The 18691-nt window shown below is 68.9% G+C and carries 19 protein-coding genes; 11 read left to right on the forward strand and 8 right to left on the reverse strand.

Going from position 1 to position 18691, the window contains the following annotated elements; all coding sequences use genetic code 11:
* Positions 1 to 3 precede the first annotated feature (3 nt).
* Positions 4 to 1122 carry a uroporphyrinogen-III C-methyltransferase gene (gene cobA / locus E3O65_RS01270; protein WP_134361944.1) on the forward strand — a complete coding sequence of 373 codons (1119 nt, stop codon included), beginning with the start codon at positions 4 to 6 and terminating at the stop codon, positions 1120 to 1122.
* 70 nt (positions 1123 to 1192) lie between these two features.
* Positions 1193 to 2326, forward strand: a complete 1134-nt coding sequence (locus tag E3O65_RS01275) for a uroporphyrinogen-III synthase (protein WP_241985784.1) — start codon at positions 1193 to 1195, stop codon at positions 2324 to 2326.
* A 3-nt stretch (positions 2327 to 2329) separates the two neighbouring features.
* Here the strand turns inward: E3O65_RS01275 and E3O65_RS01280 are convergent, their stop codons facing one another.
* Complete coding sequence (locus E3O65_RS01280; RefSeq protein ID WP_134361946.1) at positions 2330 to 4207, reverse strand: BCCT family transporter; 1878 nt, start codon at positions 4205 to 4207, stop codon at positions 2330 to 2332.
* Between the two features lie 210 nt (positions 4208 to 4417).
* Entirely contained in the window at positions 4418 to 5308 is an 891-nt protein-coding gene (locus E3O65_RS01285) for an LLM class flavin-dependent oxidoreductase (RefSeq protein ID WP_134361947.1), read from the reverse strand.
* A gap of 251 nt (positions 5309 to 5559) precedes the next feature.
* On the opposite strand from E3O65_RS01285, the gene E3O65_RS01290 reads away from it, so the two are divergent.
* The 5 genes from E3O65_RS01290 to E3O65_RS01310 all read left to right on the forward strand — a co-directional run bounded on the left by E3O65_RS01290 (position 5560) and on the right by E3O65_RS01310 (position 9423).
* On the forward strand, positions 5560 to 6735 hold the full coding sequence (locus E3O65_RS01290; RefSeq protein ID WP_134361948.1) for a M4 family metallopeptidase: 1176 nt from the start codon (positions 5560 to 5562) through the stop codon (positions 6733 to 6735).
* Positions 6736 to 6745: 10 nt separating this feature from the next.
* Positions 6746 to 7015 carry a protealysin inhibitor emfourin gene (locus E3O65_RS01295; RefSeq protein WP_134361949.1) on the forward strand — a complete coding sequence of 90 codons (270 nt, stop codon included), beginning with the start codon at positions 6746 to 6748 and terminating at the stop codon, positions 7013 to 7015.
* 128 nt (positions 7016 to 7143) lie between these two features.
* Complete coding sequence (locus E3O65_RS01300; protein WP_134361950.1) at positions 7144 to 8037, forward strand: LPXTG cell wall anchor domain-containing protein; 894 nt, start codon at positions 7144 to 7146, stop codon at positions 8035 to 8037.
* A 106-nt stretch (positions 8038 to 8143) separates the two neighbouring features.
* Positions 8144 to 8569, forward strand: coding sequence for a pyridoxamine 5'-phosphate oxidase family protein (locus tag E3O65_RS01305; protein WP_134361951.1), 426 nt, complete (start codon positions 8144 to 8146; stop codon positions 8567 to 8569).
* A 5-nt stretch (positions 8570 to 8574) separates the two neighbouring features.
* Entirely contained in the window at positions 8575 to 9423 is an 849-nt protein-coding gene (locus E3O65_RS01310) for an SDR family oxidoreductase (protein ID WP_134361952.1), read from the forward strand.
* Between the two features lie 46 nt (positions 9424 to 9469).
* Here the strand turns inward: E3O65_RS01310 and E3O65_RS01315 are convergent, their stop codons facing one another.
* The 3 genes from E3O65_RS01315 to E3O65_RS01325 form a co-directional block, all read right to left on the reverse strand.
* Positions 9470 to 10324 (reverse strand): HNH endonuclease signature motif containing protein, encoded by an 855-nt coding sequence (locus E3O65_RS01315; protein ID WP_134361953.1) that lies wholly within the window; start codon positions 10322 to 10324, stop codon positions 9470 to 9472.
* The gene (locus E3O65_RS01320) at positions 10312 to 10776 is read right to left on the reverse strand and encodes a hypothetical protein (protein WP_134361954.1); all 465 of its coding nucleotides are present in this window, start codon (positions 10774 to 10776) and stop codon (positions 10312 to 10314) included. The genes E3O65_RS01315 and E3O65_RS01320 overlap by 13 nt, the downstream gene beginning before the upstream one ends.
* 291 nt (positions 10777 to 11067) lie before the next feature.
* On the reverse strand, positions 11068 to 11487 hold the full coding sequence (locus E3O65_RS01325; protein WP_134361955.1) for a hypothetical protein: 420 nt from the start codon (positions 11485 to 11487) through the stop codon (positions 11068 to 11070).
* 25 nt (positions 11488 to 11512) lie between these two features.
* Between E3O65_RS01325 and E3O65_RS01330 the strand changes: the two genes are divergently transcribed.
* Positions 11513 to 11761, forward strand: a complete 249-nt coding sequence (locus tag E3O65_RS01330; RefSeq protein ID WP_134361956.1) for a hypothetical protein — start codon at positions 11513 to 11515, stop codon at positions 11759 to 11761.
* Between the two features lie 3 nt (positions 11762 to 11764).
* Here the strand turns inward: E3O65_RS01330 and E3O65_RS01335 are convergent, their stop codons facing one another.
* The 3 genes from E3O65_RS01335 to E3O65_RS01345 all read right to left on the reverse strand — a co-directional run bounded on the left by E3O65_RS01335 (position 11765) and on the right by E3O65_RS01345 (position 15087).
* Complete coding sequence (locus tag E3O65_RS01335; protein ID WP_134361957.1) at positions 11765 to 12136, reverse strand: FKBP-type peptidyl-prolyl cis-trans isomerase; 372 nt, start codon at positions 12134 to 12136, stop codon at positions 11765 to 11767.
* A 295-nt stretch (positions 12137 to 12431) separates the two neighbouring features.
* Complete coding sequence (locus tag E3O65_RS01340) at positions 12432 to 13673, reverse strand: PrsW family intramembrane metalloprotease (RefSeq protein WP_134361958.1); 1242 nt, start codon at positions 13671 to 13673, stop codon at positions 12432 to 12434.
* A gap of 22 nt (positions 13674 to 13695) precedes the next feature.
* Positions 13696 to 15087: an FAD-binding oxidoreductase gene (locus E3O65_RS01345; protein WP_134361959.1), complete on the reverse strand. Its 1392-nt coding sequence runs from the start codon at positions 15085 to 15087 to the stop codon at positions 13696 to 13698.
* A 148-nt stretch (positions 15088 to 15235) separates the two neighbouring features.
* On the opposite strand from E3O65_RS01345, the gene E3O65_RS01350 reads away from it, so the two are divergent.
* From E3O65_RS01350 to E3O65_RS01360, 3 genes are all read left to right on the forward strand, one after another.
* A complete protein-coding gene (locus E3O65_RS01350; RefSeq protein ID WP_198411702.1) occupies positions 15236 to 16816 on the forward strand; it encodes a DNA-3-methyladenine glycosylase 2 family protein in 1581 nt (526 codons plus the stop codon).
* 9 nt (positions 16817 to 16825) lie between these two features.
* On the forward strand, positions 16826 to 17701 hold the full coding sequence (locus tag E3O65_RS01355; RefSeq protein ID WP_241985783.1) for a fumarylacetoacetate hydrolase family protein: 876 nt from the start codon (positions 16826 to 16828) through the stop codon (positions 17699 to 17701).
* Positions 17702 to 17777: 76 nt separating this feature from the next.
* Complete coding sequence (locus E3O65_RS01360; protein ID WP_134361961.1) at positions 17778 to 18539, forward strand: glycosyltransferase family 2 protein; 762 nt, start codon at positions 17778 to 17780, stop codon at positions 18537 to 18539.
* Positions 18540 to 18691: the final 152 nt, after the last annotated feature.

Below are 18691 nucleotides of genomic sequence, written 5' to 3' on the forward strand. Positions count from 1 at the left end.
CCCATGGACCTCAGTCTCGACCTGGCCGGGAGGCGGGTGCTCGTCTTCGGCACCGCTCGCCCCGCGCGCCGGGTGCTCGCCCGCTACCTGGCCTCCGGCGCCACGGTCTACCTGGCGTCCCCGCCGGTCGACGGCCACTCCCCCGGGCGACCGAGCCCCCAGGTGCGCCCGGTCGAGTATCCGCACTTCCCGCACGGGTGGCGGGACCTGGTCTCCGCCGTCGACCTGGTGGTGTTGGTGGATGTGTCCCCCGGAACCGAACGGATCGTGGTCGCCGCCTGCGCGACTGTCCGAGTGTGGCTCGTCCGGGAACCCGCGGCATCCGTCGCCGCGCTCGGCCACGTCACGCTGGTCGGCGGCGGGCCCGGTGACGGCGGACTGCTCACGGTGGCCGCGATCCAGGCGCTCCGCGACGCCGACGTGGTCTTCTTCGACCGGCTCGGTCCCAACGACCGGCTCGACGAGTGGTGCCCGGGGGCCGAGCAGGTCAATGTGGGCAAGACTCCCGGCTACCATGCCGTGTCCCAGGCGGAGATCGAACGGATGCTGGTGGCGTCCGCCCGCTCCGGCCAGACGGTCGTGCGCCTCAAGGGCGGCGACCCGTTCGTGTTCGGCCGTGGCGGCGAAGAGGTGATCGCCTGCCGGAAGGCCGGCGTGACGGTGACCGTGATCTCCGGGGTGACGAGCGCGATCTCGGTGCCGGCCGCGGCAGGGATTCCGGTGACGCACCGCGAGGTCAGCCGCCTGTTCACGGTGCTGTCCGCCCACACCCCGCTCGACGAGGAAGAGCTCCGGCACCTCGTCGGGCTCGGCGGCACCATCGTCGTGTTGATGGGGATCGGCACACTCCCCCACCTCGCCGCCGGACTCGCCCGCCACGGCATGGCAGGGTCCATGCCCGTGGCCGTGATCGAGCGCGGCTTCTCCATCCAGCAGCGCACCACCGTCGCCCGCCTGGACACAGTCACCGCGGTCGCCGGCCAGCTGGGCGTACGTTCGCCCGCCGTGGTGGTCATCGGTGAGGTCGTACGCTTGTCCCAGAATGAGGCCACCATCGCCGACGGCCTGGAGGGCCTGGAGCTGCTGCACCACGCCGCAGACCTCGCTCGGCAGCAGACCTGAAGGAACCAGATCTGACCCGCACCTGACCGAGCATTTCACCTCGCACCATCCGAACGCCGCCGGAGACATCGTGAACGACCGTGAGAACGACGTGAACCTGCCCGGGTTCCACCCCGACCAGCTCGAGGGCTTCCGAGTCGCAGTCACCAGCGACCGGCGTTCGGAAGACCTCATCGCCGCCTTCTTGCGGCGCGGCGCCGAGGTGACCCACGCGCCTGCGATCCGCATCGCCGCCGCGGCAGACGACGCGCGGCTCACCTTCGACACTCGGGCGATCATCGACGCCCGGCCCGACATTCTGTTGGCCACGACGTCCTACGGAATCCGGCGCTGGTTCGAGGCAGCGGATGCGGCGGGGCTCGGCCACGACCTCACGGTCACCCTCGAGCACTCCCGCATCCTCGTGCGCGGGCCCAAGGCCAGGGGTGCGGTGCGCGCCGCCGGGCTCGACGACGACGGAATGAGCGACGAGGAAACCACCCGCTCGCTTGTGGACTACGTGTTGCGTGCGGGAGCCGGCGGAAAGACCGTGGCCGTGCAGCTGCACGGTTTCACGGACCAGCCCCAACTCGAACGGCTGGCCCTGGCGGGGGCCGCCGTGCTCACGGTTGCCCCGTACCGCTGGCTGCTCCCGGAGGATTCCGGCCGGATACTCCGGCTGGTCGAGTCGATCTGTGCCGGCGGCGTCGACGCCGTCACGTTCACCAGCGCCCCGGCCGTGGAAGCCCTGTTCAGTGCGGCTGACGAGATCGGGCGCCTGGAACAGTTGCTGGACGCCTTCAGCGAGACGGTTGTCGCGGCGGCGGTCGGCCCGGTGACGGCCGCACCGCTGGTGGCCGCCGGCATTCGCCCGCTCACCCCCGAGCGGTACCGGATGGGCGCGCTGATCCGGCTGGTCTGCGACCATCTCGAGCAGCACCGCGTGGTGCGGCTGGACACCAGGCACGGCCCGGTGGAACTGCGCGGCCGGATCTTGACCATGCCCGCCGGCCAGGCTGGCCTGGCCCCCACCTCACTGACTCTGATGCGCCTGCTGCTCAAGGCCGCGGGCACGGTGATCTCCCGTGCACAGCTGGCTCAGAGTCTGCCGGAGATGGCTGACGACCACGCCGTGGACGTGGCGATCAGCCGGCTGCGCCAGGCCCTGCCCACCCCAGGTCTGGTCGCCACCGTCATCAAACGCGGTTACCGCATCGACGTCTGAGGCCTACCGCGCCGTCGGGTCGGTCGTCGGCTCGGCAGCGGCCGGCTCGTCCGCCACGACCGGCGTCGACTCCGGCAGTTCCGCCTGCGCGGCGTCGTCCGACTCCGCGCGGGCGTGCTCCACCGGATGCTTGCGACGCCAGAGCTTCCACCGGCGTTGTTCCCCCTCGGAGAGGGCCGCGGTGATCCGCTCGTCCATCTGGTCGCCGAAGTGATCGTCGAAGTTCTCTTCCAGGTGGTCGGTGACGTTCTTCCTTATCCGCCGGGACAGCTCTTCCCGGCGCTGGCGGCGTTCGAGGCGCACCAGCACCTGATGCTCCTCCTGGAACGCCTTGTAGGTGGCCACGCACATGCCGATCATCACCACGCTGACCGGGATGGCGGTCAGGATGGCTCCGGTCTGCAGGGCCGCGAGCCCGCCGGCCAGCAGGAGTGCGATTGCGACGAGACCGCCGAGACCGGCCCAGAGGATGCGGCTCCACTTGGGCGGGTTGGTGTCGCCGCCGGAGGCGAGCATGTCGATGACGAGCGAACCGGAGTCGGCCGAGGTGATGAAGAAGATGGCCACTACGATCACGGCGATCACCGACAGTATGCCGCCGAACGGAAGGCCGGAGAGAAAGTCGAAGAGCACGTTCTCGGGGATGATGCCGACCTCCGGGTCGAACAGTCCGCCGCCATCGCCGCCGAAGGCCTGCTTGATGGCACTGCCGCCCATGACCGCGAACCAGGCGAAGGTCACCAGGGTCGGCACCAGCAGCACGCCCGCCACGAACTCGCGCACCGTGCGGCCGCGGGATATCCGGGCGATGAAGACGCCGACGAACGGCGCCCACGAGATCCACCAGCCCCAGTAGAAGACGGTCCACGCGCCCTGCCAATCGAGGCCGGCCTGGCCGGTGAAGGAGCCGGCGTCGAACGTGAGCGCGACGACGCCCTGCAGGTAGCCGCCGATCGATTCGACGAAGACGCGCAGGAGGTAGAGCGTGGGGCCGAGGATCAGCACGGCCACGAGCAGCAGTCCGGCCATGCCGAGGTTGATGTTCGACAGCCACTTGATGCCCTTGCCCACGCCGCTGACGACGGAGGCCGTTGCGATCAGGGTGATCACGACGATGAGCACCACGAGCAGCGTGTTGTCGACTTCTTTCACGACGCCCATGTGGCGGAGGCCGGCGGCGATCTGCTTGACGCCCAGCCCGAGGGAGGTGGCCACGCCGAAAAGGGTGCCGACGATCGCGATCACGTCGATGGCGTCGCCGAGGCGACCGCGCACCCGGTCACCCAGGAGCGGTTCCAGGGCCCAGCGGATCGAGACGGGGCGTCCCTTGCGGTGGATGGCGTAGGCCAGTGACAGCCCCACGACGGCGTAGATGGCCCAGGCGTGGAAGCCCCAGTGCAGGAACGTCTGGGACATGGCTGCCGCGGCCAAGTCCTGACTGCTGCCCGTGACGCCGGGCTTCGGGCTGGTGAAGTGGGTGAGCGGCTCGGCGGTGCCCCAGAATACGAGGCCGATGCCCATGCCGGCGGCGAAGAGCATGGAGAACCAGGACATCAGCCCGAACTCGGGCACGTCGTCGTCCTGGCCGAGCTTGATGTCACCGAACCGGCTCATGCCCATCCAGGTGGCGAAGACCACGAACGCGGCGACGATGATGATGTAGTAGGGCCCCAGGCCGGCCACGACCCAGCCCTGCAGCAGGGCGAGGGTGTCGCCCGTGCGGGTGGGGAAGACGATGGCGATCACGACGATGGTCAGGATGATGATCAGGGCCGGGAAGAAGACCCGCGGCGCCGGAACGATCTTGTCGCCGATGCGATGGCGGGAATGGTCCGGGCTTCGACCTTCGGGGCGCTTCGGTGAGGAGAAGGGTACGGTCACGTGGTGCTTTCTGGATCGGGAGCATGTACCGCCGCCATCGGGGTCGGACAGGCGCGGTGCGGAGGATTGGGTCAGCACCTCGTCGACGAGGCCTGCAGCGAGACCGGGATCCGGTTCCAGAATGGAAGGGAACGTGCGGTGCGAATCGTCGAGTCTAGCCCTTCCGCGTCGACTTTGCGCTACCGATCCCGAACTCCCGTCTCGTGCGGCTCAGGCGCGCTGCCTGCTGATCACCGCCGCGGCCTCGTGCAGAACGGCCTCCGCTCCGGCGTAGATTCCCGTTGGGCGTGGCCAGTGACTGATCACGTCGGTGAAGCCGAGCGCGGCGGCCCGGCCGACGGCATCCTCGAAGGCATCGATGCTGTGCAGGGAGTAGCTGCCGCCGCTGTCGAGCGACAGGTACCGGTCGATGCCGGCCGGGTCGCGGCCCGCGGCGAGTGCCGTGTCATCGAGCCGGTGCGCCAGGCCGGCCACCGCCGCCCACCAGTCCTCACCCACGGCGCCGTCCGCCCCCGTCGTCACCCAGCCCGAACCGTGCGTTGTGACCAGGCGGAGCCCCTTGGGCCCGTTCGCGGCGATGACGAACGGCACCCGCGGCGCCTGGGCCGGTGCGCCGACCATGCGCGCGCCGACCGCGGTCGCCCACTCCCCCTCAAAGCTGATGCCGCCGCCGCCCGGTTCCTCATGGCGCAGCAACTCGTCGAGGTGCGTGACGAACTCGATGAAGCGATCGGACCGTTGCGCCGGGGTGTACTCGGGCTGGCCGAGAACGGTGGCGTCGAACCCGGTGCCGCCGGATCCGACACCGAGCACGAATCGCCCGCCCGCGATGTCGTCGAGTGTGGCGATCTCCTTGGCGAAGGTCACCGGATGTCGGAAGTTAGGTGATGAGACGAAGGTGCCCAGCCGGATCCGGGACGTGACGACCGCCGCAGCGGTCAGGGTCGGAATCGTCGCGTGCCACGGTTGGTCGGCGAGGGACCGCCAGGACAGGTGGTCGTAGGTCCAGGCGTGGTCGAAGCCGAGCTGCTCCGCGCCCTGCCAACGACGCCGGGCATCGGGCCACGAGTCCTGCGGGAGAATAACGATTCCGAAGCGCATGCTGAGAGTCTACGGAGCACCTCCGCTTGCGCCTTCTCGGCCGCAAACCCTGGTGCTATTAATAGAGCGCAATCGGCACTCATTCCTCTTCAGGCGACCGGTCGGCCAGTTGAGGACAGCAGACCCCCGCGGCGGCACCCGGCCCACGTTCTGGATGCCGCCGCGGGCCTTCCCTGTCAGGGCAGCCGGCAGCCCGGCCCAATCGGTCCCTTTCTGTGGTGCGCGTCACCGGCAAGTGCCACACTCGATCCATGACAGGCTCATCGCCCAAGACCCCCCGGTGCGCGATCGTACCGCCCTACCTGCTGGTGAGGCTGGCCCGGGTAGACGATCCCCGGCTCGCTGCAGCGGCTGAGGCAGCCAGGCGGTCGCTGATGCGGGACATACCGATTCGCGATCTGCGCGCTGCGGCGCATCCGTCCCCGGCCCACCCTGGCGCGCGCGGCGCGGCCGAGCCGGTTCGCGGTCGACTCGACCGGGCGGTGTCGGATGCCGGTGGCCTGGAACGCCTACCAGGGCGGTTGGTGCGCCGCGAAGGGCAGCCGCCCGGTGCGGACCCGGCGGTGACAGAGGCCTGGGAGGGGCTCGGCTACACGCATTCACTCTTCTGGAACATGTTCGAGCGCGACTCGATCGACGACCAAGGTCTGACACTGGAGGCGACCGTGCACTATGGCCGCAACTACGACAACGCATTCTGGGACGGCGAACGCATGGTTTTCGGCGACGGCGACGGCCAAGTGTTCAACCGGTTCACCTCCTCGTTGACGGTGATCGGGCACGAGCTCACGCACGGAGTCACCCAGTTCACGGCCAATCTCGCCTACGAGGGGCAGTCCGGTGCGATCAACGAGTCCCTGTCGGACGTGTTCGGGTCTCTGGTGGAGCAGCACAGCCGGGGACAGTCGGCCGCGGAGGCGGGCTGGCTGATCGGTGAGGGTCTGTTCACCGACCAGGTGCAGGGCGTCGCATTGCGTTCGCTCAAGGCGCCCGGCACCGCCTACAACGACGACGTGCTCGGCAAGGACCCGCAGCCGGCGCATTTGTCCGGATACATCGAAACCGAAGATGACAACGGCGGGGTGCACCTGAACTCCGGCATCCCGAACCGGGCGTTCTACCTTGTGGCGACCGCGCTGGGCGGCAACGCCTGGGACACGGCCGGCCGGATCTGGTTCGACACGCTCACCTCGGGCACGCTTCCCCGCACCGTGGACTTTGCCGGGTTCGCCAGAGCGACGTCGCGGGCCGCGGTCACGCGCTACGGCGCCGGATCGCGCGAGCACGATGCGGTCATCGCCGGGTGGAGCGCGGTCGGCCTGGGCGGCGGGCTCGGTGCCGGCTCGGTCGCCCGTTCCGGAATTCCGCCGGTACGTCCGTCCGTCTCCGGCCGCGCCGTCGTCGATCCTGGCAGTCACCCGGAGTAACATCGGCCCCATGAAGGTCGTCGTCTCCAGAAGCGGTGGCTTCGCCGGCATCCGCACCACCTGGGAGGTTCAGGTGGATGAGCAACCCGACCGGTCGTCCTGGGCGGAACTGCTTGACGCCTTGCCGTGGGACGAGGTCTCCGAGACAGCGCCGCAGCCCGACCGGTACGTCTACCGCATCCGCTGCGCCCCGCACGAGGTCGTGCTCGGCGAGCAGCAGGTCTGCGGACCGTGGCAAAAACTTATTGACCGGGTCAGAGGCGTGAACGACGAACTTTGACCTCTTTGGGTCGCAAACGCCTGTGAATCCCCTGTTAGAGTGACCCTAATAAGGGGGCCACCATCGCAAATCTGCCGGCTGTTGAAACTTCACGTTCCATCCTCTGCTCTTCTACATTGAATCGCTTGATGGCCATGGTCCTCGGCCTCCTCCTGGCGGCATTCGTTCTCAGCGCTTCGCCTGTGGCTCCTGCCTCGGCCGCGCCCGCGTCACCGGATGTGAACCAGTGCAATGGCACTGACAACGTCGGCGGCCAGGCGGTGGTGTGTGACATCACCATCACCAACAACTACGATCTGGAAGCCAACACGGCCAGTTCAATCGTGACCACCACGGAATGCCACGGTTCCGCCGGCGTTCCGCCGGATCTCACGTGCGTGACCTTGACGGAGACGTATCCTCAGCTCACACTGACCGCCACGCAGTGCAATGGATCCGGCAACGATGGCGGCTCAAACGTGATCTGCAATGTCTCGATCATCAACAACATCACTGGTTCCTTCACTGCGACGGCCGCCACCGTCAACCAGTGTGTCGAGTCCGGTACGGGCGGCGGCACCCAGCCGACAGTGGAGTGCGACCCGCTCCAGAACACCAACCTCGCCACTGCCGCGATCGTTCAGTGCAACGGCTCCGGAAATGGCGGCGGTGGCGCCGACCGGGTGAACTGCACCATCGGTTCGTCGACCCAGACTTCGGTCCTTCCGGACATCAAGGTCAATCAGTGTGTCGGTTCCGGAACCGGGGGCGGCGCAACCGTGGACTGCTCCACCCGGCTGACCAACAATGTCGTCCCCGCAGTCGTCGTCGCCCCGCCGACGGCCGTCGAGGCAACCTCGATCCCGACCGAGACGGCTTCTCCCATGGTCGCCCCGCTCGTCGCGGCTGCTCCCGAGCTCGCCGCCACCGGCACCGACTCGGCTCCACTGCTGATTTCTACCGCTGCCGGCATCCTGCTCGTCGCTGTGGGCGCTCTCCTTGCCATGCGACGCCGGTTGACGGCATCCACCCGGACCGAGTAGTCACGCAGCACCTGAAAAACGCACCTACCACCCGTCGGGCTGGTGGGTGCGTTTTTCGTTCCCGTGGTCTGCTCGCATTGGACCTGACCGCGTGGGACTATTGGTCATGGAAACCAACGACCTGCATCCGGTTCAGAACCTCACCGAGGACGAATGCTGGGATCTCCTGATCTCGTCCAGTTTCGGGCGGCTGGCTCTGAGCATTTCAGGTAAGCCGGACATCTACCCGGTGAACTTCGTTGCCGTGGACAAACGTCTCATGTTCCGCACCGCCGAGGGAACCAAACTCCTCGAGCTCACCGTGAACAACACGGTGGCCTTCGAGACCGACGGTGTCGGGCGCAATGAAGCCTGGAGCGTGGTGGCTCACGGCGAAGCCCGCGTGCTCGAGAAGCAGACCGAAATCGAGGCCGCCGACCAGTTGCCGCTGCGGCCATTGATCCCGACCCTCAAATACATCTATGTCGAGATCACCCCCGCGAAGATCACCGGTCGCCGGTTCCCGCTCGGGCCCGAACCCGACCGCTACTAGATCCCATGACTCCAGCGCGCAACGAGAGAGTCGTCCTGATCACCGGGACCTCGTCTGGAATCGGCCTGCACGCCGCCATTGCTGCGGGGCGAGCCGGCCACACGGTGGTGGCCACAATGCGCGACCTCGAGGGAGCCCGCGCCCTGCGGGACGCAGCATCGGACGCGCAGGTGAGCCTGGACATCCGCCGACTCGATGTGACCGAGCATCAGTCGGTGGCGGAGGTCGTGGCCGAGACCATCGCCCGGCACGGCCGACTCGACGCGGTCATCAACAACGCCGGTTCGGGCCGCCTCGGCACCATTGAGAACGAGACGGTCGACGACGTTCGCGCCGTGATGGAAGTCAACTTCTTCGGGGTGGTCGCCCTCACCAGGGCCGCACTGCCCCACCTGCGCGGCACCCGCGGCCGGCTGATCACCGTGTCGAGCGTGGGCGGAGTCATCGGCCAGCCGTTCAACGAGGCGTATTGCGCGGCGAAGTTCGCGGTCGAGGGGTTCATGGAGAGCCTCGCCCCGGTGGCCGCCACGGCCGGAGTGTCGGTGACGGTGGTCGAGCCCGGGGCAGTGGCGTCCTCCTTCGTCGCCAACGTCGGTCGGGACAGCAGCCAAAGCGGACCGGCCAACGACCCGTACGCCGCCGAGCTGGAAGCGTACCTGGCCCGGGCGGCCACCTCGTTCGGCTCTGCACAGTCAGCCCGAAGCGCGGGTGAGGTCGTCGCCGACCTGCTCGATGGGGACCGGCCGGCGTTCCGGGTGCAGACCTCGGACTCCGCGCGCCAGTTCGCCGCGGTCAAACTCTCCGATCTCGACGGCAGCGCTGTGCAGCGGATGACGGCGGCTTGGCTCGGCTGACACTGACCACCGGTGGTTGTGCCGATCGCAACGCTCTGACGCACGATCAGAACGGCGCCGGATCGACCGAATCCGGTTGCCTCGCCTGGGGTTTCGAGGTGGGCACCCTTCCCGCCGAATGGATGATCGTGGCCGGCTCACTCACGAACGTGCGCTCCGACGGCGACGTCCACGTCCACGTCAGCGTGCCATCGGCCAGATGCACGTAGCTCCACCGGGTCTCCGATTTCAGCGCAAGGTCGGCCGGACAGAGGTGCGCGAGGTCGTCGTGTGCGGTGAGTCCGGCGAATTGCCAGTCGAGGGTGTGGTCGAGATCCGAGTGCGCCGCCGCACAGCGGCAGCCCGGCCACCGGCAGGTCTCATCTCGCACTCGGAGGTACCGCCGGAGGTCTTTGGGCACTTTGTACCGCGTTCGGCCCACCGAGAGCACCACCTCGGTCTCTGGATGGGTCAGGATCCGGATGAAGCTCGGCGCCCGCGCCGCGATCTCGCGGGCCGTGTCCGGGTCGATCGGCCCGTATCCCACGAGGTGGCCGGGCTCCTCCGAATGCCCGAGCAGCGTCATCACCGGAACGGTCACCTGCACAGTGCCGCGGATGCCTGTTCCGACACCCGTCTCGGTGACGCCGTCGTGGATCAGATCGGCGAAGGTATCCACTCGCAGCTGAGTGAGGGTGCGGGGCTCGTCGGGTGCCAGCAGGCTGATCCCCATTACGGTGATTCGGTCGTACCCGGCTTTCACCTTCTCCGCAGAGTCGTACCAGTGCAGCGACGCCATGCCGTCGGCCTCGGGTTCGAAGGTCACCCTCCGGTCGGCCACGGACCTCTGGCGCCGGGCCGTGATCGAGTCCGGGTGCAACCGCTCCCGCATCACCCGCGCCTTGTACTTCAGGTTCGCCACGGTAAGGTGGGGGCGGATTTCAGCGGGGCCAGTTCGAACCCGGGCAGGGCCTCCGCTGGCAGCGACCACGCCTGGTGCATGACGGCCTGCGCATGTCTGTAGGTAATCGATCCTTTCTGCAGGGCGGCCCTCGTCGCCGGCAGCTCATGCATCAGGGTCTGGCTCTCGGCGATCAGGGTCTCGGTCGACCGCACCGGCAAGCGCAGCGTGCAGGCCAGCTCGGTCACGAACTCCCGGTCGGCGATCCTTGCCGCGTCCCACCGGGCAAGGGGCACCGCGGCGACCGGCGCCTCCCGTGCGGCCAGGGCCGCGCCTGCGTCGGCGCAGAGGCGAGCCGCATCGATTTGCTCGGCGAGGCCTGCGGCCACCCACGCGGTGTCCGCCTGCGTCTCCCGGATCGCGTCGAAGTGACGACCGAGGGTCTGCTGCTGGTCGCTGTTCGAGGTCTTCATGACGGACACGTTAGGGGCTCCCATTGACATTCGCCGGCGCAGATCGGAATGGCACCGAGCCCTGTGGATAACCTGATCAAACCCGCATCGTGGAGGAAGAGACAGGCTCCGCAGAAGAATCGAGGTTCCCACTGAGACATCCGTCACCGCGTGCCAGAATGCCCGCACGCCCCGTTCGCGGCGCAGGCTATGGGAGCCGGCCCAGGGTAGAACATGCGCCTGCTTCCACAGGGTGCGCCGCGGCACACCGGGCGCTCGAGCAGCGGCTGAGCCAGGTCAGGTCAGGTCAGGTCAGGTCAGGGTGTCGGCGGAGAGGCTGATCAATCCCAAGAGGGCGTCACAGTAGGCATCCGCGGGGTCGGCGGCGTCGAAGGATTCCAGCGAACCGGCCAATTCGACCGTGACCCGGTATGCGTGTTCGCCCAGACGGGTCAGGGAACGGAAGGTGCTGCGCAGTAGCTCGCGCAGCTGGTCTTCGCGGGGCAGCCAGAGCGCGTCCTCGAGGGCCAGAGAATCGAGCGCCCACTCGGTCGTGCCGTTGAAGCCGAGGATGGTGCCCGTATCGAACTCGTGCGGCTCGATCGTCATATCGCTGACCGTGAACACCTCGCTCTCGAAACCGGAGCGTTCGATGCGGAAGGCGTCGCCGGACATGGGGCGCCAGCGCAACCCGGCGCCGGCCAGAGCCCGCGCACTGCCGATTGAGATCATAAGGCCGCCTCCGCAAACTAGCGATGTGAGGAGAACTATATTCCAGGAGGTCCGGCGTGAGGCGAGCGATGACCCCGACGGTGCCGATGTCGGCAGCCGCCGGGGTCCCGCGATCACGTCGCTGGCCAGGCAGATCGTCGTGCCCAGAATCACCCTCGGCATCGTGCGCGGGCACGCGTGTCGCATCGAGCACGAGCACGAGCACGAGCACGAGCACGAGCACGTGCAACCGCACCCGAGTCTCAGCGACTCGCACGTGCATGCAACCCGGTAGGTTCTAGCGAGTTCCGAGCAGGTCGATCACGAAGATCAGGGTCTGGCCGGAGAGACGGTGTCCTCCGCCGGCGGGGCCGTAGGCCAGGTGCGGCGGGACGACGAGCTTGCGACGTCCGCCGACCTTCATACCGGGGATGCCCTGCTGCCAGCCGGCGATGAGCTGGGTGAGCGGGAAGTTGATGGACTGGCCGCGGCTCCAGGAGGAGTCGAATTCGTCGCCGGAGTCGTATTCGACGCCGAGGTAGTGCACGTTGACGGTGGCGCCGGGAGTTGCCTCGGCACCCTCGCCCACCACAATGTCGGTAATGGTCAGTTCAACGGGGGCAGGACCCTCGGGAGCGTCGAGTTCGGGCTTGATATTCAGATCAGTCATATCTCTATCCAATCGGATTCGGCGCCCGCACGCACGCCGAGAATTACCCCTTGCGCGAACGCGCTCTCGAGGCGCACCATGGGAGTAGAACTCGTCGCACCGGGAGCGCTGTCGGCATTGCCACACCACCGGGGCGGCGAGTCCCTGTGCACGGCCAAGGTGGGCAACCGCGAACATTTTGCTGCGCACATCGCAACCGATCACCGCGGGCAGGTCACCACGCAGCGGGTCATCGATCACAGCAGGCCCATCACACCGGGTCTTCGATCACAGCAGGCCGACCACAGCGGGCCCATCACACCGGGCCGATCACACCGGCCCGGTTACGCTGGATCAGGCCCAGCAGCTCTGACTCGTCGGCACGGTCGACGTTGACGGATGTGCCGTTCACCATCCGCTGGCGGGCGAAGGCCAGTCGGGTGGAGTTGTGGATGAAGTCACGCATCGACTGTTTGCAATGGGGCGGCTGCCTGGCAGCCCAGGCGCGGGCCTGCCGCCGGCCGCCGCGGGTGGCCAACATGCCTACCTCGGCGAGGCTGAACCAGCCGGCCGCAGCGTATTCGCGGAGCCGGAGCACCGTGACGCGTTCCTCCTGGCGCCGAAGCACGATCACGACCGCGATCGCGGCCAGAAACAGGGGAACCTGCACGGCCAGGTAGTAGACCACCAGCGAGCCGCTCGCGACGAGGTAGAAGGCGCCGTTCCAGACGAAGTGCAAGAACATCGCGGAGGCGAACCCCAGCACGATCGTGCCGACGGCCCCCGCCGGGCGCATCCGGGACGCGAGCCCACACGCGATCCCGATACAGGCGGTGAACATGACGTGAGCGAACGGCGACAAAACGCCGCGCACCAGGAATGTGAAGCCGAGGTCCGCGGCGCCGCCATCGGTCATCGCCACGCCGAAGTACTGGATGTTCTCGGAGAAGGCGAAACCGGCGGCGATCGTCGCGGCGTAGACGACACCGTCGACGGGCCCGTCGAAGCGGTGACGGAACACCCAGAAGATCAGTAGCACGCCGGCACCCTTGGCTGCCTCCTCTACGAAGGGCGCTTGGAAGACGGCAGCGGCGAAACCGCCATCCGTTTCGCTGCTGCCGGTGCCCGCCCGGACCAGTTGCACGCCCAGGTCGAAGAGCAGGGCGGTCACGACGGACACACCGGCACCCCAGAGGAAGGCGAACCAGAGAGCCGGGCGCGGTTCCGGCTCCCAGCGATCGATCCAGCCAATCGCGAGCAGGATCCCCAGCAGCGGGATGAGGGCCAGGATCAGGCCGACCAGCAGCGTGCCGGCACCCAGAAACGTGGCCAGGTAGACGAAGACCAGCAGCAACGCGGCCGCCGCGATGACGATGCCCGCGATCGCCACGGTGACGAGGCCGGCGCGGGTGCGGCGCACCGGGGCGGTCCAGACTGGCCGCACCGGTTGGGCGGCCGGCTGCACGGCTGCCGCCGGGTTGCCTGCCGGCACGGTGCCGGTCGGGTGCGCGTGCGGGGCGGAAGCTGAAGAGTACGCCGCAGGATGCTCGTGGGTCATGCCCAACAGACTAGCGGCGCGCTCAGGCCTCGAACATCGTGCCCGGGTTGAGGATGCCGAGCGGGTCGAATACAGCCTTGATCTGGCGCTGGAGCGAGAATCCCTGGTCACCGAGCTCCTCGGCCAGCCACCGGCGTTTGAGCTGCCCGACCCCGTGCTCGCCGGTCAGGGTGCCGCCGAGTTCGAGGGCGGCGCGGAAGAGGTCCCCGGCCGCCGCCCAGATCTCATCGGGTACGACAGGCTCCGCGCCCACCCGGTGCGGGTCGACAGGAATCACGAAGTTGGGGTGCAGGTTGCCGTCGCCGGCGTGCGCCACGGTGGGGATCGGGATGCCGGTGCGGGCGCTGATCTCGGCGATCCGCTCGAACATCTCGGCGAGCCGGGATCGGGGCACGCAGACATCCTCGATCAAGACCTCACCGTGTGCGGCGAGCGCCGGGTGTGCGGCCCGGCGCACCGCCAGCAGGCGATCAGCGGATGCGGTGTCTGTGGACACGCGCACCTCCGCGCCCGCCGCCTGCAGCACGGCCACGGCCTGCTTCGCCTCGGCCTGGCTCCCTGGGCCATCCGTCTGCACCAGCAGGAATGCGCCCCCCGCAGGGACTCCTGCCGCGAGCTCGGGGCCGAGGTATGCCACGATCAGCGCCAGAGCCACCGGGTCGATCAGTTCCATCACGGCCGGGCGTAACCGGGCCGCTGCGACAAGAGCAGATCCAGCGGCCGCCTGAGCCACGTCGGGGAACACGGCACCGATCGTGACGGTCTCGCCGGCGGTCACGGCGCGCGCCCGCACCGTGGCCTCGACGATTACGCCGAGGGTCCCCTCCGAGCCGGTGAGCAGGGCGGTCAGGTCGTAGCCCGTGACGCCCTTCACGGTGCCGCGACCGGTCTTCAGCAGGCTTCCGTCGGCGAGCACCACCGTGAGCGCCAGCACCGCCTCCCGCGTGACGCCGTACTTCGCGCAGAGCAGCCCGCCCGCGTTGGTGGCGATGTTGCCGCCCACTGTGGAGATCGCCCGGCTCGCCGGGTCGGGCGCGAACCACAGTCCGTGCGCGGAGAGGGCGGCGTTGAGGTCCCCGTTCAGCACGCCCGGTTCGACCACGGCGAGTTCGTCCTCCGGCCGAATCTCGAGGATCCGATTCATCCGCGCGACGCTCAGCACAATGCTTCCGTCTGTGCCGCACGCTCCCCCGGCCAGGCCGGTTCCCGCGCCGCGGGTGACCACCGGGATACGGAACTCGGCCGCGATCCGGAGCGTGGACTGCACCTGCCCGACGGAAGCCGCCTGCACGACTGCGAGAGGCAACCCGGGGGCCACCCAGCCCGACTTGTCGGTGCGGGCGGCGGCGAGCTCCACCGGATCGACGCTGATGTGGGTGCCGAGTTCGGCCTGTAGGCGCTCCAGTGCGGACATGGGCCCACAGTACCGGCAGCGGCCCCGCGCCGATGCCGGCGATGGCCGATTCCCGCTGGTGAACATCCGTCGACGGTGTCAGGCTGGACCGGTGACCAGCACCCGCCCCGTTTCTCCCGACCCCGACTTCGCCGAGCGCTACCGAGCCATGTCCTCCCGGGATGCCCGCTTCGACGGGCAGTTCATCACGGGCGTTCACTCCACCGGGATCTACTGCCGCCCCAGTTGCCCGGCCGCCACGCCGAAGCCGGCGAATGTGTCGTTCTACCTGACCAGCGCGGCCGCCCACGAGGCCGGCCTGCGGGCCTGCAAACGCTGCCTGCCCGACGCCGTCCCCGGGTCGCCGGACTGGAACATCCGTGACGACCTGGCAGCCAGGGCCATGCGGTTGATCGGCGACGGCCTGGTCGAACGGGAGGGCGTTCCCGGCCTGGCCCGCCGCCTCGGCTACAGTGAGCGCCACCTCACCCGCGTGCTCGTGGCCGAACTCGGCGCCGGCCCGCTCGCCCTCGCCCGGGCGCACCGAGCACAGACCGCTCGGATGCTGCTGGCCGGCACGGATGCCCCAATCACCGATGTGGCCTTCGCCGCCGGGTTCGGCAGCGTGCGTCAGTTCAACGACACCATCGCCGCCGTCTTCGAGCTCACCCCCACGGAGCTGCGGCGGGCCCGTCCCGCCGTCCCTCGTCCCGCCGCCGCTCCCATGGGCCAGGGGAGGGCAGATGGGAGCGACGGTGGGACGTCGGTCGAGGTCGGGACGGGGATCAGTCTGCAGCTGCCGGCCCGGGCGCCGTTCGACGGGGCAGGGGTGCTGCGGTTCCTCGCCGCGCGCGGCCTCGCCGGGGTGGAGCAGGCGACGGATGCTCGTTACGCGCGCACGCTGCGCCTGCCGACCGGCCCCGCTACGGTCGAGCTGACCCTCTCGGGAACGCCGGCCGCGCCATCCGTCACCTGCCGTGCCCGCCTGACCAGCCTCGCCGACCTAGCGCCGCTCGTCAGCCGGGTGCGCCGACTGCTGGACTTGGACGCGGATTCCCGGGCGATCGACCTGGCACTGGCTGGGGACCCGCACCTCGCGCCCGGGGTCGCGGCCACGCCAGGGATGCGCGTACCCGGCACCCTCGACCCGGCGGAGACGCTGTTCCGCGCGCTGGTCGGCCAGCAGGTGTCGGTGGCCGCCGCCCGTACGGTGCTGACCCGGCTGGCCGCGGCTCTCGGCGACCCGTTCCCCGGTGCGGGAGCCGCCGTTGGGGACGGTGGCGCCGACAGCGGCGACAGCCCCGCAACCGGACACGCGTTGCCGCTCACCCGTCTGTTCCCCACCCCCGAGCGAATCGCGGCCGATGGGCGCACCGTGCTGCGTGGCCCCGCAGCCCGGGTCGACGCGATCATCCGGGTGGCGGAGGCGCTCTGCACAGGCGACCTGGTTCTTTCCTACGGTCAGACCCGGGAGGACCTCGAGTCCCGGCTGATGGCACTGGCCGGGATCGGGCCGTGGACGGCCGGGTACGTGGCCCTGCGGGTGCTGGGGACCCCGGACATCCTGCTGACCAGCGACCTGGCGCTGCGGCAGGGGGCCGCACGGCTCGGCCTGCCCACGGATGCCCGCCACCTCGCCCGCCATGGTGCAGCGTGGGCACCGTGGCGCAGCTACGCGGGCATGCACCTGTGGCGCGCGGCCGCCACCTCGGCGAGCGTCGCGGAACGGGACCTCTCCCCGGCCAGATAGCCTGAAGAGGTGAAATTCGCCCACCTCAGAGTTGAAGGTCAATCCACTCCGCGTCTCGCCGCCGTCTTCGATGAGGCTGCCCTGTTCCTCGACGAGATCATGGACGAGGCCCCCCGCGACCTTCAGGACCTGATCGAAAGGGGAGCCGACGAATACGACCGGGTACGTGTCCTGAGCCAGAATGCCGCCGCGCAGGGAGTCACCCTCACCCCACTCGCCGAGCTGCGCTACTCATCCGCAGTGCTGCGCCCACCACAGATCATCGCGATCGGCGCGAACTACGCCGCCCATTCCTCCGAGCTGAAACTGCGGGTCGAGACGGCCGCGACTGTGTTCTCGCTCTGGCCCAACTCCCTCACCGGGCACGAATCGACCATCACCTGGCCGACCGATCTGACCGGACAGGTCGACTACGAGGCCGAGCTCGGCGTGATCATCGGCAAAGCCGCGCACCACGTATCGGTGGCGGACGCCCTCGACCACGTCTTCGGCTACACGGTCGTCAACGACATCACGGCGCGCGACCTGCAGTTCTCCGAGGCGCAGTGGTCGCGGTGCAAGTCGTTCGACGGCTTCACGCCGACCGGGCCGGTCGTCATCACGGCGGACCAGATCGCCGACCCGCAGGACCTGTGGCTCACCACTCACGTCGACGGTCGTATCCTGCAGGATGCCTCGAGCGGCGACATGGTTCGCTCGGTCGCCGAGATCATCTCCTACCTCTCCAGCACCGCCACCCTGATGCCGGGCACGCTCATCTCCACGGGCAGTCCGGGCGGCGCCGGCTACAGCCGCAAGCCGCCGGTGTTCCTACACGACGGCTCGACTGTGACGATCACGATCGACAAGATCGGATTCCTGACCACTCACTGCCGCGCGATCTGACCGGGGCGCCCGCGTAGGATCGGGTCGACAGAGCCGGGATAGACGGTGCCGGCACCGCGCGGAAAGGCTGGGCAGCATGACGACGATCTCGGTTGTGATCCCCTGCTTCAACGACGCCGCCTTCCTTGAAGAGTGCCTGGCGGCCCTCGCCCGGCAACACCGGGCGCCCGACGAGGTCATCGTCGCCGACAACGCGAGCACGGATGCCACGGGTGACGTGGCCCGCGCCGCCGGCGCCCGGATCGTGCGGGTAGAACCACGGGGCATCTGGCCGGCGGCGTCCGCGGGCTACGACGCGGCATCCGGTGACGTGATCGCCCGCCTCGACGCCGACTCGGTCCCGCCGGCGGACTGGCTGGCGCGGATCGAAGCTTCCTTGGCGCAGTCTCCTGCCACCGACATCGTGACCGGACCGGGCGATTTCTACGGTTGCAGCCCGCTCGTGGCCTGGCTCGGACGCACTCTTTACATCGGCGGATACTTCTTCTGGATGCAGTTCTGGCTCGGCCACCGCCCGGCCTTCGGCTCGAACTTCGCAATGCGGCGGGAGGTCTGGCTACACGCCCGAGACCGGGTGTACCGGGATCGCAGCGATATTCACGACGACCTCGACCTGAGCCTGCACCTCAGCCCGACCGTGATCGTGCGCTATGACCCCACGCTGAGGGTCGCTATCTCGGGCCGGCCCTTCGACACCTGGAGCGGCTTCGCGCGCCGGGTACGCTGGGGCGGCCGCACGCTCCTGGTGGACTGGCCCGCGGACACTCCTTGGCGCCGGCACGCCACCCGGTGCGCGCTGCGCCTCGGCCGGGCCTGGTGGCCGCGGCGATCCTCATGACCGCGTGGGACATCCGTCAGCGCTGACCGTGAGCGCTGACCGTGAGCGCTGACCGTGACAGTCCCGGTGCCCGGCCGAGCGCGCGCGTCGTTCATCCCCCACTGATTCGACGGAGATTTTGGCCGAACCGCCCCTTAATCCGCCGGAAAGGC

Origin of the sequence: Cryobacterium breve (genome assembly GCF_004402375.1) — a bacterium.
GTDB classification, from domain to species: domain Bacteria; phylum Actinomycetota; class Actinomycetes; order Actinomycetales; family Microbacteriaceae; genus Cryobacterium; species Cryobacterium breve.

What these genes read in the sequence shown, in the direction of transcription:
- E3O65_RS01295 (WP_134361949.1), top strand. Translation starts at nt 6,746, where the DNA reads ATGAAGGTCGTCGTCTCCAGAAGCGGTGGCTTCGCCGGCATCCGCACC.
- E3O65_RS01345 (WP_134361959.1), bottom strand. Translation starts at nt 15,087, where the DNA reads ATGTCCGCACTGGAGCGCCTACAGGCCGAACTCGGCACCCACATCAGC.
- E3O65_RS01305 (WP_134361951.1), top strand. Translation starts at nt 8,144, where the DNA reads ATGGAAACCAACGACCTGCATCCGGTTCAGAACCTCACCGAGGACGAA.
- E3O65_RS01300 (WP_134361950.1), top strand. Translation starts at nt 7,144, where the DNA reads ATGGCCATGGTCCTCGGCCTCCTCCTGGCGGCATTCGTTCTCAGCGCT.
- E3O65_RS01320 (WP_134361954.1), bottom strand. Translation starts at nt 10,776, where the DNA reads ATGAAGACCTCGAACAGCGACCAGCAGCAGACCCTCGGTCGTCACTTC.
- E3O65_RS01350 (WP_198411702.1), top strand. Translation starts at nt 15,236, where the DNA reads ATGTCCTCCCGGGATGCCCGCTTCGACGGGCAGTTCATCACGGGCGTT.
- E3O65_RS01340 (WP_134361958.1), bottom strand. Translation starts at nt 13,673, where the DNA reads ATGACCCACGAGCATCCTGCGGCGTACTCTTCAGCTTCCGCCCCGCAC.
- E3O65_RS01310 (WP_134361952.1), top strand. Translation starts at nt 8,575, where the DNA reads ATGACTCCAGCGCGCAACGAGAGAGTCGTCCTGATCACCGGGACCTCG.
- E3O65_RS01335 (WP_134361957.1), bottom strand. Translation starts at nt 12,136, where the DNA reads ATGACTGATCTGAATATCAAGCCCGAACTCGACGCTCCCGAGGGTCCT.
- E3O65_RS01360 (WP_134361961.1), top strand. Translation starts at nt 17,778, where the DNA reads ATGACGACGATCTCGGTTGTGATCCCCTGCTTCAACGACGCCGCCTTC.
- cobA (WP_134361944.1), top strand. Translation starts at nt 4, where the DNA reads ATGGACCTCAGTCTCGACCTGGCCGGGAGGCGGGTGCTCGTCTTCGGC.
- E3O65_RS01285 (WP_134361947.1), bottom strand. Translation starts at nt 5,308, where the DNA reads ATGCGCTTCGGAATCGTTATTCTCCCGCAGGACTCGTGGCCCGATGCC.
- E3O65_RS01325 (WP_134361955.1), bottom strand. Translation starts at nt 11,487, where the DNA reads ATGATCTCAATCGGCAGTGCGCGGGCTCTGGCCGGCGCCGGGTTGCGC.
- E3O65_RS01290 (WP_134361948.1), top strand. Translation starts at nt 5,560, where the DNA reads ATGACAGGCTCATCGCCCAAGACCCCCCGGTGCGCGATCGTACCGCCC.